The sequence below is a fragment of the Campylobacter sp. 2018MI34 genome, from assembly GCF_016598975.1.
Classification (GTDB): domain Bacteria; phylum Campylobacterota; class Campylobacteria; order Campylobacterales; family Campylobacteraceae; genus Campylobacter_D.
The window spans coordinates 1-14,016 of the sequence record NZ_JAENKS010000013.1 but is presented as its reverse complement, the minus strand read 5'-3'; the positions used below and the strand labels follow the sequence as shown (position 1 = coordinate 14,016).

At 26.6% G+C, this 14,016-nt stretch carries 14 protein-coding genes, 1 tRNA gene and 1 pseudogene; 12 read left to right on the top strand and 4 right to left on the bottom strand.

The window, feature by feature from the left end; genetic code table 11:
• Window position 1: 1 nt before the first annotated feature.
• Window positions 2–1,528 (bottom strand): phosphoethanolamine transferase, encoded by a 1,527-nt coding sequence (locus JG676_RS04810; RefSeq protein WP_200217482.1) that lies wholly within the window; start codon window positions 1,526–1,528, stop codon window positions 2–4.
• 120 nt (window positions 1,529–1,648) lie between these two features.
• Here JG676_RS04810 and JG676_RS04805 point away from each other — a divergent pair, with 120 nt between their 5' ends.
• Window positions 1,649–2,407, top strand: coding sequence for an exodeoxyribonuclease III (locus tag JG676_RS04805; RefSeq protein WP_200217481.1), 759 nt, complete (start codon window positions 1,649–1,651; stop codon window positions 2,405–2,407).
• Here the strand turns inward: JG676_RS04805 and JG676_RS04800 are convergent.
• A complete protein-coding gene (locus JG676_RS04800; RefSeq protein WP_200169818.1) occupies window positions 2,404–2,967 on the bottom strand; it encodes a manganese efflux pump MntP family protein in 564 nt (187 codons plus the stop codon). The genes JG676_RS04805 and JG676_RS04800 overlap by 4 nt on opposite strands.
• 129 nt (window positions 2,968–3,096) lie before the next feature.
• Here JG676_RS04800 and JG676_RS04795 point away from each other — a divergent pair.
• The 4 genes from JG676_RS04795 to JG676_RS04780 all read left to right on the top strand — a co-directional run bounded on the left by JG676_RS04795 (window position 3,097) and on the right by JG676_RS04780 (window position 5,904).
• A tRNA-Glu gene (locus JG676_RS04795) sits at window positions 3,097–3,171 on the top strand.
• A 101-nt stretch (window positions 3,172–3,272) separates the two neighbouring features.
• Entirely contained in the window at window positions 3,273–4,097 is an 825-nt protein-coding gene (gene galU / locus JG676_RS04790; RefSeq protein WP_200169817.1) for a UTP--glucose-1-phosphate uridylyltransferase GalU, read from the top strand.
• On the top strand, window positions 4,091–5,314 hold the full coding sequence (locus tag JG676_RS04785) for a glucose-6-phosphate isomerase (protein ID WP_200217480.1): 1,224 nt from the start codon (window positions 4,091–4,093) through the stop codon (window positions 5,312–5,314). The genes galU and JG676_RS04785 overlap by 7 nt, the downstream gene beginning before the upstream one ends.
• A 122-nt stretch (window positions 5,315–5,436) precedes the next feature.
• A complete protein-coding gene (locus JG676_RS04780; protein WP_200169815.1) occupies window positions 5,437–5,904 on the top strand; it encodes a DNA starvation/stationary phase protection protein in 468 nt (155 codons plus the stop codon).
• Window positions 5,905–5,937: 33 nt separating this feature from the next.
• Here JG676_RS04780 and JG676_RS04775 read toward each other — a convergent pair whose 3' ends face one another.
• Window positions 5,938–7,098: a tetrahydrodipicolinate N-succinyltransferase N-terminal domain-containing protein gene (locus tag JG676_RS04775; RefSeq protein ID WP_200217479.1), complete on the bottom strand. Its 1,161-nt coding sequence runs from the start codon at window positions 7,096–7,098 to the stop codon at window positions 5,938–5,940.
• Window positions 7,099–7,115: 17 nt separating this feature from the next.
• On the bottom strand, window positions 7,116–8,219 hold the full coding sequence (locus tag JG676_RS04770; protein ID WP_200217478.1) for an Mrp/NBP35 family ATP-binding protein: 1,104 nt from the start codon (window positions 8,217–8,219) through the stop codon (window positions 7,116–7,118).
• Window positions 8,220–8,333: 114 nt separating this feature from the next.
• Here JG676_RS04770 and JG676_RS04765 point away from each other — a divergent pair, with 114 nt between their 5' ends.
• The 7 genes and pseudogenes from JG676_RS04765 to JG676_RS04735 all read left to right on the top strand — a co-directional run.
• Window positions 8,334–9,446 carry a bifunctional 2-C-methyl-D-erythritol 4-phosphate cytidylyltransferase/2-C-methyl-D-erythritol 2,4-cyclodiphosphate synthase gene (locus JG676_RS04765; protein ID WP_200217477.1) on the top strand — a complete coding sequence of 371 codons (1,113 nt, stop codon included), beginning with the start codon at window positions 8,334–8,336 and terminating at the stop codon, window positions 9,444–9,446.
• Entirely contained in the window at window positions 9,446–10,336 is an 891-nt protein-coding gene (locus tag JG676_RS04760) for a response regulator (protein ID WP_200217476.1), read from the top strand. The genes JG676_RS04765 and JG676_RS04760 overlap by 1 nt, the downstream gene beginning before the upstream one ends.
• On the top strand, window positions 10,314–11,477 hold the full coding sequence (locus tag JG676_RS04755; protein ID WP_200169810.1) for a sulfate adenylyltransferase: 1,164 nt from the start codon (window positions 10,314–10,316) through the stop codon (window positions 11,475–11,477). Before JG676_RS04760 ends, JG676_RS04755 begins: the two co-directional genes overlap by 23 nt.
• A 3-nt stretch (window positions 11,478–11,480) precedes the next feature.
• Window positions 11,481–11,972 carry a phosphatidylglycerophosphatase A gene (locus JG676_RS04750; protein WP_200169809.1) on the top strand — a complete coding sequence of 164 codons (492 nt, stop codon included), beginning with the start codon at window positions 11,481–11,483 and terminating at the stop codon, window positions 11,970–11,972.
• An 87-nt stretch (window positions 11,973–12,059) separates the two neighbouring features.
• The gene (gene rpsT / locus JG676_RS04745; RefSeq protein ID WP_200169808.1) at window positions 12,060–12,323 is read left to right on the top strand and encodes a 30S ribosomal protein S20; all 264 of its coding nucleotides are present in this window, start codon (window positions 12,060–12,062) and stop codon (window positions 12,321–12,323) included.
• A 6-nt stretch (window positions 12,324–12,329) separates the two neighbouring features.
• A complete protein-coding gene (gene prfA, locus JG676_RS04740; RefSeq protein WP_200217475.1) occupies window positions 12,330–13,397 on the top strand; it encodes a peptide chain release factor 1 in 1,068 nt (355 codons plus the stop codon).
• 6 nt (window positions 13,398–13,403) lie between these two features.
• Window positions 13,404–14,016, top strand: a pseudogene (locus JG676_RS04735) (ATP-binding protein); the annotation flags it as partial.

Here is a 14,016-nt window from a genome sequence, read left to right as displayed (position 1 = left end):
GTTATTCCCCCCCCCCTCTTAATTGACTACTAAAGAGATCGTAGCTACTCTCATAAACTTTACTTTTTACATTAAAATATCCCAAAAGAGAACTAAAAAGATTATCTTGAGAAAGTTTTAAATTTCTGTATTGTTGCGCTAGTTTTATTAAATTATTATCATTACTCCAAAAAATTAAAGGAACATGTGTTTGGTATTTTGGAGCAAAAGCATAAGGCATACCATGAAGATATAATCCATTTTCTCCCAAGCTTTCTCCATGATCAGAAATATAGATTAAAGAGCTTTGGAAATCATTCTTCTCTTTTAATAAAGCAATAATTTCACTTAAAATAAAGTCTGTATAAAGCAAAGTATTATCATAAGTATTAACAAGTGCTTCTTGTGAACATTTATCAAGTGTATTGGTATCACAAGTTGGTAAAAATTTTTTAAATTCTTTAGGATAACGTTTATAATAAGTTGGTCCATGTGATCCTTGTAGATGCAATACTATGATATTTTGATTTTTGAGATTTTTTAACTTTTCTTTGAATGAATCAAGTAAATTCTCATCATATTGATAAGAATATAATTCTGTTTGTTTAATGCGATCACAAACCCCTTTACAACCCCCTGAATTATTATCAATCCAAATAGTATTAACTCCTAATTTTTGCAAGATATCTAAAGCATTTTCTTGAAATTCGCTATTGGAGAAATTTGCTCTTTTTGAAATAGAAAACATACAAGGTAAGCTTATAGCTGTAGCTGTTCCACAAGAGCTAACATTATTAAAAAAGATAACATTTTCTTTTTTGGTATAAGCGTTTGTATCATTTGTAGTATAATCACCTAAAGAATAATTTGCCGCCCTTGCAGTTTCACCAACTACTAAAATAAGAAGTTTTTTACTTGTATTATCTTCTATGTAGGCATCATTTTCTATAGTCTTAAATTTTTCTTTAGCTTTTACGTATTTGCTATAATAACGCCATAAAGAATAAATTTGATAAAAAGGAGTGTTATACATTCTAATTTCATTATAACTTCTAAAAAATGGAATATAGGTTTTAGTTAGAGGTAAAAATAAACCTAAAAATAAAATTAAAGCCAAAGATATACTAATTATCTTAGTGGAAAATTTATTAGAATTAACAATTTTTAATTTAACAATAAAAGTAGTTAATATTAAAAAGCCTAAAATTAAAAGAATTAAACGCCAATTTAAAAGTTCTTTAACTTCTTTTACATCTGTTTGCATAGCATTTAAAATCATATCAGAGTCTATTAAAACTCCATAATAATGAATAAAATATATACTTATTAAAGAGCTTAAGATAAAAAATATAGAGAAAAATTTTGTAAGATATTTGATAAACAATATAGAAAAAATAGTATGTATAAGTAAAAAATACATAACAATAAAAGTTAAAGTAAGCCAAATATTTTGAATCTTTTCATATACAAAAATAAAAAGATTAAAATTTAAACAAGTAATCAGTATGGAATTTAATAATACAAATTTAAACCATGAAATTTTTAGCATATTTTGTTATCCTTTTTTACTATCCCTTGAATAAATGTTTATTATAATAGTTTTAGATTAATACACAGCACAAATTTAAAAAATATGTTATGATTGCATTTTTTTATTTTAAGGATAAAGATGAAGTTATTATCGTGGAATGTAAATGGTTTAAGAGCCATTTGTGATAAAAATGCATTAGACTGGATAGGTAAAGAAGATATTGATTTTATAGGTTTTCAAGAAATTAAAGCTCATGAGGATAAATTTCCTAAAAGAATTTATGAATATCCCTTTAAATATATATATTCTAATTCTGCAAAAAGAGCGGGATATTCTGGAGTAATGAGCCTTTGTAATTTTGAATGTGAAGTAAAAAAATGTGAATTTTTTGATGATGATGAAGGAAGAGTTTTAGAGCATCGTTTTAAAAATATAGTTCTTTTTAATATCTATTTTCCTAATGGACAAAAAGATGAAGAGCGTTTAAATTTTAAAATGCAATTTTATAAAGATTTTTTAATATATCTTGAAAAACTTTTAAGTGATAAAAAAGAAATTATTATTTGTGGTGATGTTAATACTGCACATAAAGAAATAGATCTTACCCATCCAAAAGCAAATGCCAATACATCAGGATTTTTGCCTATAGAAAGAGCTTGGATTGATGATTTGCTTAATTTAGGTTTTATTGACACATTTAGAGAAATCAATGGGGATATCAAAGAAAAGTACTCGTGGTGGAGTTATAGAATGAAAGCAAGAGAAAGAAATGTAGGTTGGCGGATTGATTATTTTTTTATTTCATCTGGTTTAAAAAAGAAATTAAAAAATGCCTTTATAAGAGATGATATATTTGGTTCAGATCACGCTCCTGTTGGTATTGAACTCGATATTTAATCAAAAAATAGATGCTGAATTAAAATTTTAATACCAAGTAAAATTAAAACCCCACCTCCTAATAATTCTGCTTTAGAGCTAAGATAAACACCAAATTGATTACCAATTTTAAGTGCAAAAATACAAAGTATAAAAGTAATAAAACCAATTAAAAAAAGTGCTAAAAATAAATTAACTTGCAAAAAAGCAAAACTTACCCCTATGGCAAATGCATCAATACTTGTTGCAATAGCTAATGAAAACATAGTTTTAAAATTAAATTCATTTGCTATATTTTCGCAACTTTTATTTTCGAGTGATTCTTTAATCATTTTTATACCAATAAAAGTAAGCAGTATAAAGGCTATCCAATGATCAATTTCTCTAACAAAAGGTTCAAATTCTATTCCTATAATATATCCTAATAAAGGCATTATGGCTTGAAATCCGCCAAAATAAATTCCTACTAAAAGATAGTGTTTTATATTTAATTTTTTAACGCTAAAACCCTTGCATAAAGATACAGCAAAAGCATCCATTGCTAAGGCAAAAGAGAGAAAAATTAAACTAAAAATATCCATATTTTACCTTTTTGATAAATATAAAAAAATGAAATTATAATTTAAAAATATTAATTTAAAATTTAATATAATATTAAGAATAATAAATGTATAATTCACTTTTTAAAAAAAACTCATTGAAAATTAAAAGGCCCATTCGTCTAGCGGTTAGGACATCGCCCTTTCACGGCGGTAACACGAGTTCGAGTCTCGTATGGGTCACCACTTCTTACTACATATGAACTAATTTAACTTATTAATTATTTTAAATTTGTAGCGAATTTTGTTATAATTTTTTTATAAAATAATAACAATAAGGAAATTTTATGCTTCAAACTTGTATTTTTCCAGCAGCTGGATATGGAACTAGATTTTTACCCGCAACAAAAACACTCCCAAAAGAAATGCTACCTATATTAAATAAACCTCTTATTCATTATGGTGTTGATGAAGCCTTAGAAGCAGGTATGGACAATATGGGATTTGTAACTGGAAGAGGTAAAAGAGCTTTAGAAGATTATTTTGATATTTCATATGAGCTTGAACATCAAATTTTAGGAACAAAAAAAGAATATTTATTAAATGATATAAGATCTTTAATAGATCGTTGTACCTTTACTTTTACAAGACAAAATCAAATGAAAGGTCTGGGTGATGCAATTTTAAAAAGTAGACCATTAGTAGGAGATGAAGCTTTTGGTGTGATATTAGCTGATGATTTATGTGTTAATGAAGAAGGTTTTAATGTAATGACACAAATGGTTAAAATTTATGAAAAATATCGTTGCACTATTATCGCAGTTATGGAGGTACCAAAGGATCAGGTTTCAAATTATGGAATAATTACTGGAAATAATGTAGAAGATAATTTGGTTATGGTTAATTCTATGATAGAAAAGCCAGATATCAATGAAGCTCCAAGTAATTTGGCAATTATAGGAAGATATATTTTAACTCCAGATATTTTTGGTATTTTAGAAAATACCAAAGAAGGAAAAAATGGAGAAATTCAACTTACTGATGCTTTACTGACTCAAGCTTTAAGTGGAATGGTTTTAGCTTATAAATTTCAAGGAAAGCGATTTGATTGTGGTAGTGTTGATGGTTTTGTAGAGGCAACAAATTTCTTTTATAAGAAAAGCTTATGTTAAAAAATACTTTATTTTTTAAAACAACTAAATTTGAAAATATTAGATCTTATGCTAATCGTATAAATGATGAGCTTAAAAGTGGAGATATAGGATATTATCATTTAATTGATACAAGTTTGAAACTTATTGATGAAAGTAAGGATTTTATCAAAGATAAAGATCATATTAAAAATATTATTTTAGTAGGAATGGGTGGTTCAAGCTGCGGGGTTAAAGCATTAAAAGATTTGCTTTTTAATCAAAATACAAGTTTAAAAAATCTTTATATTGTAGATAATACTTCATCTTCTACTTTAATGGAAATTCTAGAACATATTAATATTAAAGAAAGTCTTTTTTTAATCACAAGTAAAACAGGCAATACCATAGAGGTTATTTCAATCTTTAAGATTATTGTTGGATATTTTAATTTAAAACTTAGTGAGTTAAAGAATTATTTTGTTTTTATTACTGATAAGGATTCCAACCTTGATAAACAAGCAAAAGATTTAAATATAAAGACTTTTTTTATTCCAAATAATGTTGGCGGGCGTTTTAGCATACTCTCTGCTGTTGGTATAGTGCCATTTTGTTTTTGTGGTTATGATGCTAAAGAACTTTTAAATGGTGCTAGATCTTGTTTTGAAGATTTTTTTATCCATAAAAAAGATGAAATTTTGCAAAAGGCTTATCATTATTGCACACATAAAAGTGCTAATATTAATGTTTTGTTTAGTTATAATGATATTTTTAGAGGATTTAATGAATGGTATATACAGCTTATTGCTGAAAGTTTGGGTAAAAAACAAGGATATAAAAGGATAGGTTTAACTCCTATTTCTTTAATCGGTGCTAGGGATCAGCATAGTTTTTTACAGCTTATTATGGATGGACCTAAAAATAAAACAATAACTTTTTTAAAAATTAAAAATCTTAAAGATTCTCCAATTATACCGGATATTAATTTTACATTTTTAGATTCATCAAGTAATAATATAAAATTGAATGAACTTTTAAATGCTCAATGTGATGCAACAATGTACGCATTAATTTCTGAAAATCTTAGTGTTGATTTAATAGAAATTGAATATCTTGATTCTTGGCATATAGGGTATTTAATGTATTATTATGAACTTTTTACTTCAGCTTGTGGAATTATGTTAGGGATAAATACTTATAATCAACCTGGTGTTGAAGTAGGAAAACTTATTTTAAAAAATATATTAAATTCTCGTTAATTTTTTACAGAAAAAGAGTATAATAAAACAAATTAAAAATTATAATAAAAAATTTTATATAATAATAATTATTATTTAATAATTTTATGTTATAATTTTAAAAATTAAAAAAAGGAGATAAAATGTCAGTAGTAAATCAATTATTACAAATCCAAGCAGATGCACATCATTTATGGATTAAATTTCATAATTATCATTGGAATGTCAAAGGTCTTCAGTTTTTTTCAATTCACGAATATACAGAAAAAGCTTATGAAGAAATGGCAGAACTTTTTGATGATTGTGCCGAAAGAGTATTACAACTTGGAGAAAAAGCTATAGTTTGTAGAAAAACTTTAATAGAAAAAGCTAAAAGTCCAAAAGTAGATAAAGATTGTTTTACGCCTATTGAAGTAATTGAATTTATTAAAAAAGATTATGAATATCTTTTAAATGAATTTAAAAAATTAAATGAAGAATCAGAAAAAGTTAGCGATACAACTACAGCTGCTTTCGCACAAGAAAAAATTGCTAAATATGAAAAAGATCTTTGGATGCTAAAATCAGCTTCACAAGGCTCTTGTCAAACAACTTCACAAAGTTGTTGTTAATAAAAGCGAAATTTAAGCAGAGTTAATCTCTGCTTAATGTAAATCATCATTAAGTTTTACAGCTTTTTTATTAAAGCCTACAATCATCGCTCCACTAATAGAATCTTGTCTAAAATGAAGTCCGTTTAAACCTTGAAGTTCTAATCCTTTATACATATCTTTTGAAAAATCAAAATCTTTATTAACTTTTTGAAGTTTATCTTTATCCTTGAGTAAAAATTTAGTTCCTTCTAAAACAGCAATTCCAGCATCTACTATACAGTTATCTCCTAAAGGTATACCTGTAACAGAGTTAGCTCCTAAAAGACAAGACTTTCCTATGCTAATGGCATTACCGCTTGTTCCACTTAAAACTCCTAAAATAGAAGCACCTCCTCCTATATCAGTGCCTTCTCCAACTACTACCGAAGAACTAATACGCCCTTCAACCATACAAGCTCCTGTAGTCCCTGAATTAAAATTGACATAACTTGCACCAGGCATTATAGTTGTCCCTGCTGCTAAATGTGCTCCCATTCTGACTTTAGAGCTTTCAAGAATTCTTGTGTTTTCTTCAGGAATGATATGGGATAAAAATCTTGGAAATTTATCAACAAAATCAATTTTTGGATATTGATTTTTCATTTTAAGTTTCATTTGATTTACTCTTAAGTATTCTAATTCTATTGGTTTATCATCACTCCAAGCAACATTGCTTAAAAGTCCAAAAGCTCCATTTAAATTTAAAGATCTTAAAGGAACTTTTTTACTTGAAATAAGATAGAGTTTTAAATATACGCTTTCAACACTTAAAGGCTCTTTATCTTCAAAAATACATACAAAAGCATATTCATCATCTTTAAAAGATTCTTTAATGATTTTAAGTAAATCAATGTTTTGATGCCCTTCTTCTTCTAAAAATGGTTTAAAACAAGAAAGAGCAAATTCTATATCTTCTAATTTTAAAATACTAACAAATTCACTTGCATTAAAATCAATTTCAATCCCTCTTTTAGCAAAAGCTTCAAATATAATAGCAGCTGAGGCATAATTTTGTTCAAAATTTACAAAAGCAAAATTTGCTTGTAAAATTTTATTTTTATTTATTTGTCCACGATCAAGCCTTGCAATACCAAAAGCTTTTGGACTTTTGTATCCTTGTTTTTGTTCTATTTGCTTTACAAAAAGTAAAAAATCTTCTTTAGAATTTATCATTATTTTCTCCTCATATTTTAAGAACAGACACTTTTACCATTTATTGTAGGTTGGATTTTAGAATTATTTACTCCACCTTCTTGATTGATTTTTTCTATAAAATTCCAGATTTTTTCAGCAGCTATAGAATAACGTTTTGCACTTACACTTTCAGGATGGTAAAAACTCACAGGCTTTCCTTCATCTCCACCTTCTCTAACTATCATTTCAATAGGAATTTGAGCTAATACCTCACTATTATAAATTTTTGCTATATCTTCTGCTGTGCCTTTGCCAAAAATATCATATTCTTTACCATTATCAGGGCATAAAAATCCACTCATATTTTCAATAATTCCTGCTATAGGAATATAAAGTTTATTAAACATATCCAGTGCTCTTTTACTATCATCAAGCGAAACAATTTGAGGAGTACTTACGCAAACTCCAGCAGTTATAGGAATACTTTGTGCTGAGGTAATTTGAGCATCTCCAGTTCCAGGAGGCATATCAAGAAAAAGTACATCAAGTTCTGGCCAAATAACATCAGATAAAAGCTGTTCCACAGCTTTCATAATCATAGCTCCACGCCACATAAGACCTTGACCTTCTTCAATTAAAACACCCATACTCATTATATAAATTCCGTGTGTTAAGATAGGTTTTAATTTTTGGCCTACAACTTCAGGTTGTGTTTTGGTTTCTCCAAGCATTCTTGGAATATTTGGTCCATAAATATCTGCGTCTAAAAGTCCTACTTTTTTACCCATTTTTGCCATAGAAATAGCTAAATTAACAGCAGTAGTACTTTTACCTACTCCACCTTTGCCGCTAGAAACCATAATAAAATTTTTAATTTGAGGAGCTATATTTTTTCCAGTTCTAGAATTACTTTTTTCTTCAGGAATTTTAGGTTGTATGATATTAATTTTAAGCTCTTTTAAATTTAATTCTTTAAGATTTGCTTCAATATTATCTTTTAGTTCTTTTGCAATTTGTGGATTTGCTGATACTATTTCAATATCAATCAAAGCAGTTTCATTTTCAAAATGTATATTTTTTACAAAACCAAAACTAACAATATCTTTTTCAAATCCAGGATATTTTATGTTTTTAAGTTTTTCTTCAATTTTTTTTAACATTAATTCTCCTTATTTAAAATATTATTCTACTAACAAAAAAATAAAATTTAGCTTTTTATAAGTGTTTAATATGGTAACATACTATAAAGTCATAATTTTTAAAAAGGAAAATATATGCTTGATATAAGCTTAATTATACTTGCAGCTGGGGATTCTACTAGATTTAATCTTGATGTAAAAAAACAATTTATTCGTTTAAAAAATGATCCACTTTGGCTATATGCGACAAAAAATTTAAGTTCTTTATATCATTTTAAAAAAGTTGTTGTTACTTCTAGTAATACTTCTTATATGAAAAAATTTACTTCTCATTATGAAATTGTTGAAGGCGCTAAATCAAGATCGCAATCTTTAAAGAATGCACTTAATAAAATTGATAGCGAATTTGTGATGGTAAGTGATGCTGCTAGAGTGCTTATTTCTAAAGAATTATTTGACAGATTAATTATAAATATTAATTACGCAGATTGCATAACGCCTATTTTAAAAGTAGTTGATACTACTTTATTTGATGAAAAAATTTTACCAAGAGAAAAAATTAAGCTTATTCAAACTCCACAAATTTCACGCACTTCTTTACTAAAAAAAGCTTTAGAAACAGATAAAGAATTTAGCGATGATAGTAGTGCTATTGCTTCAGTAGGTGGAAAAATTTGGTATGTTGAAGGAGAAGAGAGTGCAAGAAAAATCACTTTTAAAGAGGATTTAAAAAAATTAGATTTACCAAAACCAAGTAATGAAATTTTTTGTGGCAATGGTTTTGATGTGCACGAATTTGGAGAAAAGCGTCCTTTGCTTTTAGGAGGGGTTGAAATTCATCCTAGTAAAGGTTTAAAAGCTCATAGTGATGGAGATGTTTTGGCTCATTCTTTAATTGATGCTTTACTTGGAGCTGCTGCGCTTGGAGATATAGGTGAGCTTTTTCCAGATACAAATATGAAATTTAAAAATGCTAATTCTATGGAGCTTTTAAAGCAAGCTTATCAAAAAGTTAAAGAAGTGGGATTTGAAATTATAAATGCCGATGTAACTATCATAGCACAAGCTCCAAAAATGCAAAATTTTAAACAAGATATTGTAAAAAATATAGCCAAAATTCTAGAAATAGATGAATTTAGAGTTAATGTAAAAGCAACTACAACAGAAAAATTAGGTTTTGTAGGAAGAGAAGAGGGTATAGCTGTCTTATCTTGCGTAAATTTGAAATATTTTGATTGGACAATATAATGAAAGTTTTAATTATAGAAAATGAAATTTACTTAGCACAGAGTATAAGTATGAAATTAAGTGAAATTGGATATTGGTGTGAAATTATTAACTCTTTTGATGAGTTAAAAGATGAAAAGACTTACGATGTCATTCTTCTTTCTACTAATACTAATAATTTTATCAATGCAGTTGAAAAATTTAAATCTAGTATTATAATTCTTCTTATTTCATATATAAGTACAGATACCGTTTCTGACCCATTAAAAATGGGAGCTAGTGATTATATTCAAAAACCTTTTATGATGGAAGAATTATTAAGAAAAATCAAGCATCATCAAGATTTTAGAAAACTTCTTGTATTAAATAATACTTATGAAAGTTATTTTAAATCACATTTTAAAAATTTAAAAACTATTGAATACAATTATAAAAAAATTAAATTCCCTCTTATAATCCAGACAAATAATCAAGATAATGCTGATTTTTTTGTTTTTAGTTATATGAAAAAATATGATTTAATTTTTTCATATATTGATCTTTTAGAATTAAGTTCATTGGAAAAGATTTTTAAACTCATTTCTTATAACAATATTATATATATAAGCAATTTTCAAATCTTAAAAAATACAGAAAAAGAAAAAATTTTAAATTTTATTAAAGATAAAATGGTGATTTTGCATACAAGTACTGTATTGGAAAAGCCTGTAAATTTTGATTATATTGATTTAAGAAATGATGAAAAAAATATCAATAATAATGAAATCTTAACTATTGATGAATATGTAAAATATATAATACTTACTTATCAAAATATTTTTCCAGATACAGATTTGTCTAAAAAATTAGGAATTTCAAGAAAATCTTTATGGGAAAAAAGGAAAAAATATGAAATCAGCAAAAGAAAATAAAAGTATAGTTATTAATGCTAATGAATTTAAAATTCTTGCACTTATTAAAGAAGGAATGCTTGGTCCTTATAGATATTTAATGAATGAAGAAGAAAGCGAAGAAATTTCACGCACAAAGAAATTTAAAGGTCATACTTTTCTTTATCCATTAACCTTTGTTTCTAAATATAATAAAATTAAAGAAACTTTAAAAAATATTCAATTTGGCGATAAAATCGATCTTATATTAAATAATCAAATAGTTGGACATATAATTTTTCATTCCCAGTTTAAATATAAAAGTCATTTTACAAGTATTTTTAATTTTAATGAGTGTTTTTTAGATGATAAAAATGTATGTATTAGCGGGGAATTTGAAATTTATAATTCTCCTATTAAAAGTATTAAAGAAAAATTTTTAAGTATTAAAAATAATCTTAATGCAAAAAAAATTACAGCGATAGTTTCAAGTTTTGATCCTTTACATAGAGCTCATGAGAGAATTTTTAGATGGAGTATTGATAAGGCTGATCTAGTAGTAGTTTTTTTAATAGAATCTTATGAAGAAAATGGACTTGATTTTGCTCTTAAAGAAAAATATTTAAATAAATTTATAAAAGATTATTTGCCACCTGAGCGTATTTTTGTATTTCCTTTGCAAGATACTGATATATTTCACGCTCATTTAAATCCTGGACTTGAAGGGACTATTGCTAAGAATTTAGGTTGTACGAAATTAGTAGTGGGACAAAATCATACCGGACTTGGAATGTTTTATGATTGTAATCAACCTAAAACTATTTTAGATGAATTTGCTAAAGATTATGGTATTGAAGTAATTGTTTTACCTGAGTTTGTTTTTTGCGATAAGTGTGCTATTATAGTAAGTACAAAATCTTGTCCCCATGGACATCACCATCATATGCATTTTAATAGTAATTCTTTAAAAGAATTATTAAGAGCAGGAATCATTCCTCCAGCTATTTTTATGAGAAAGGAAATTTCAAGTATGATTTTGAGCAAACTTTTTCCAAATCGTTTTAAAAATATGCAAAAAATTTATAATGATCTTTTTCCTACTAATGGAATCTTAGAATATAAAGAAGATGAAGAGTTTTATCAAAAACTTTTAGAAGTTCATCAAATGTCTTATATGGTGTAGATTATGAGAAAATTATATTTAACTTTTTTTTATTCAGGTTGCACTAAAAAAGCTTCTGGGACCTTTGGAACTATAGCAGCTTTGATTCCTGCATTTTTTATTTTAAAATATTTAGGAATACAAACTTTATTTTTACTTTCAATACTTATCTGTATTGCCTCAATTCGTGTGATTGATAATTATGAAAAAGAAACTAAAATTCACGATGATAAACATATAGTAATTGATGAAGTTGCTGGAGTATTTTTAGCTTTAGCTATTTTTGGAAATACACTTTTTGCTTTTTTACTTTCTTTTATATTATTTAGAATGTTTGATATTTTAAAACCTTCTATTATCGGGATAGTCGATAAAAAATTTAAAGGAGGCTTGGGCGTAATGCTAGATGATATGTTGGCAGGGTTATTTGCAGGATTGCTCAGTGCTGTAATTTATGGAATTTTAAATCATTTTAATTTATTGCAATGGGATATCGAATTAAAAAGTTTATTTTAAAATAAATTTAAACTTAAATTAATATAACTTTAAAATTTATTCTTATATAATTTAAGTTTTAATTTCAAAGGCAAGGAAGAAAAGCTTATGGCAAACCATAAATCAGCTGAAAAAAGAGCAAGACAAACAATTAAAAAAACAGAAAGAAATAGATTTTATCGTACAAGACTTAAAAATATCACTAAAGCTGTTAGGGTAGCTGTTGAGAATAATGATAAAAATGCTGCAAATGAAGCTTTAAAGATAGCAAATAAAAGCATACATGCTATGGTAAGTCGTGGTTTTTTAAAGAAACAAACTGCTTCACGTCGTGTAAGTCGCTTAGCACTTTTGGTGAATAAAATTGCATAGATTTTAATGCTAGCTGAAAAATTAGAACCTTTTTTAAAACGCTATGAAGAACTCAATTCTCTTCTAAGCGATACTAATATTTTAAAAGATATTAGTAAAATGACTCTCCTTTCTAAAGAACAAAAAAATTTAGAACCCATTGTAGCTAAAATTAAAGAATATTTTAGAATTTTACAAAATATTGAAGAAAATAAGAATCTATTAAGTGATGTAGATTTAGCTGAGCTCGCTAAAGAAGAGCTTAAAAATTTAGAAGATTTAAGACCAAAATTAGAAGAAGAGATAAAAATTTTACTTTTACCTAAAGATCCTAATGATGAAAGAAATATTTTTTTAGAAATTCGTGCTGGAACAGGTGGAGATGAAGCTTCTTTATTTGTAGGAGATTTAGTTAAGGCTTATGCAAGATATGCTGAAATTCGTGGTTATAAACTTGAAATTGTAAGTTCAAGTGAAGGAAGTGTAGGGGGATTTAAAGAAATTATAATGCTTGTAAAAGGCGAAGGAGCTTATTCAAGATTGAAATACGAAGGCGGAACCCATCGCGTTCAAAGAGTTCCTCAAACTGAGTCACAAGGTAGAGTCCATACTTCAGCAATTACGGTTGCTGTTATGCCTGAGGTTGATGATATAGAAATTGAAATTAATCCTAATGATTTAAAAATTGATGTAATGCGTTCAAGTGGTCATGGAGGCCAAAGTGTTAATACAACTGATAGTGCTGTGCGTATAACTCATATTCCAAGTGGAATTGTTGTAGTAAATCAAGATGGAAAAAGTCAGCATAAAAACAAAGAAAGTGCAATGAAAGTTTTAAAAGCTAGACTTTATGAAATGCAAGAAAATGAGCGTTTAGCTAAAGAGAGTGAAGCAAGAAAATCTCAAGTAGGAAGTGGAGATAGAAGTGAGCGTATAAGAACTTATAATTTTCCACAAAATAGAATTAGCGATCATCGCATCAATTTAACACTTTATCGTTTAGATGCAATTATGCAAGATGGTCTTTTTGATGAGATAATAGAACCTTTAATTGCACACTATCAATCTTTATCTTTACAAGAACAAAATCTTTAAGTATTTATGAGGGTTTTAAATTTTTTTTATGAAAATCCTCATAAATTTGAATTAAACTATGAAAGAAAAATAAAAATAACTTCTACGCGTACTCTTATTAAAGGGCCAAAATATTGTGGCAAGAAAACCTTAATTTTTAATTATCTCTCTCAGTTTAAAAGTGAAGAAATTTTATTTTTAGATCTAAAAGATTTGAGATTTGAGGAAGAAAGTTTAAAAAATTTACCTTCTTTTTTACAAAAAAATACAAAAATTAAAATTCTTTGTTTGTATAATCTAGAGCATAATATATCTTTAAAGGATATAAATATATCAATTATTTTAAGTACAAATAAAAAAGATTTAAAATTTGAGGGTTTTGATGAATTGGAGCTTGATTATTTTGATTTTGAAGAATTTCTTAGTATAGGTAAAAATATAACTTCTAATCATTCTTTAGGACTTTTTTTAAATTATGGAAGATCTAATTTTAATAATCAAATGCTAAGAGATAATTTTACTATTTTAGAGCTTGAAATTTTAAAATATCTTGCTTATAATCTTGGAAATCAAATTAGCATTACAAAACTTTTTCAAAATTTAAAAAATAAGATTAAAACTTCAAAAGATAGTGTATATA

Bases quoted from the DNA above. Each gene is read 5' to 3' on its own strand.
- JG676_RS04780 (WP_200169815.1), top strand. From the start codon at position 5,437: ATGTCAGTAGTAAATCAATTATTACAAATCCAAGCAGATGCACATCAT.
- JG676_RS04810 (WP_200217482.1), bottom strand. From the start codon at position 1,528: ATGCTAAAAATTTCATGGTTTAAATTTGTATTATTAAATTCCATACTG.
- prfA (WP_200217475.1), top strand. From the start codon at position 12,330: ATGCTAGCTGAAAAATTAGAACCTTTTTTAAAACGCTATGAAGAACTC.
- JG676_RS04750 (WP_200169809.1), top strand. From the start codon at position 11,481: ATGAGAAAATTATATTTAACTTTTTTTTATTCAGGTTGCACTAAAAAA.
- JG676_RS04805 (WP_200217481.1), top strand. From the start codon at position 1,649: ATGAAGTTATTATCGTGGAATGTAAATGGTTTAAGAGCCATTTGTGAT.
- JG676_RS04760 (WP_200217476.1), top strand. From the start codon at position 9,446: ATGAAAGTTTTAATTATAGAAAATGAAATTTACTTAGCACAGAGTATA.
- JG676_RS04800 (WP_200169818.1), bottom strand. From the start codon at position 2,967: ATGGATATTTTTAGTTTAATTTTTCTCTCTTTTGCCTTAGCAATGGAT.
- galU (WP_200169817.1), top strand. From the start codon at position 3,273: ATGCTTCAAACTTGTATTTTTCCAGCAGCTGGATATGGAACTAGATTT.
- rpsT (WP_200169808.1), top strand. From the start codon at position 12,060: ATGGCAAACCATAAATCAGCTGAAAAAAGAGCAAGACAAACAATTAAA.
- JG676_RS04765 (WP_200217477.1), top strand. From the start codon at position 8,334: ATGCTTGATATAAGCTTAATTATACTTGCAGCTGGGGATTCTACTAGA.
- JG676_RS04770 (WP_200217478.1), bottom strand. From the start codon at position 8,219: ATGTTAAAAAAAATTGAAGAAAAACTTAAAAACATAAAATATCCTGGA.
- JG676_RS04775 (WP_200217479.1), bottom strand. From the start codon at position 7,098: ATGATAAATTCTAAAGAAGATTTTTTACTTTTTGTAAAGCAAATAGAA.
- JG676_RS04755 (WP_200169810.1), top strand. From the start codon at position 10,314: ATGAAATCAGCAAAAGAAAATAAAAGTATAGTTATTAATGCTAATGAA.
- JG676_RS04785 (WP_200217480.1), top strand. From the start codon at position 4,091: ATGTTAAAAAATACTTTATTTTTTAAAACAACTAAATTTGAAAATATT.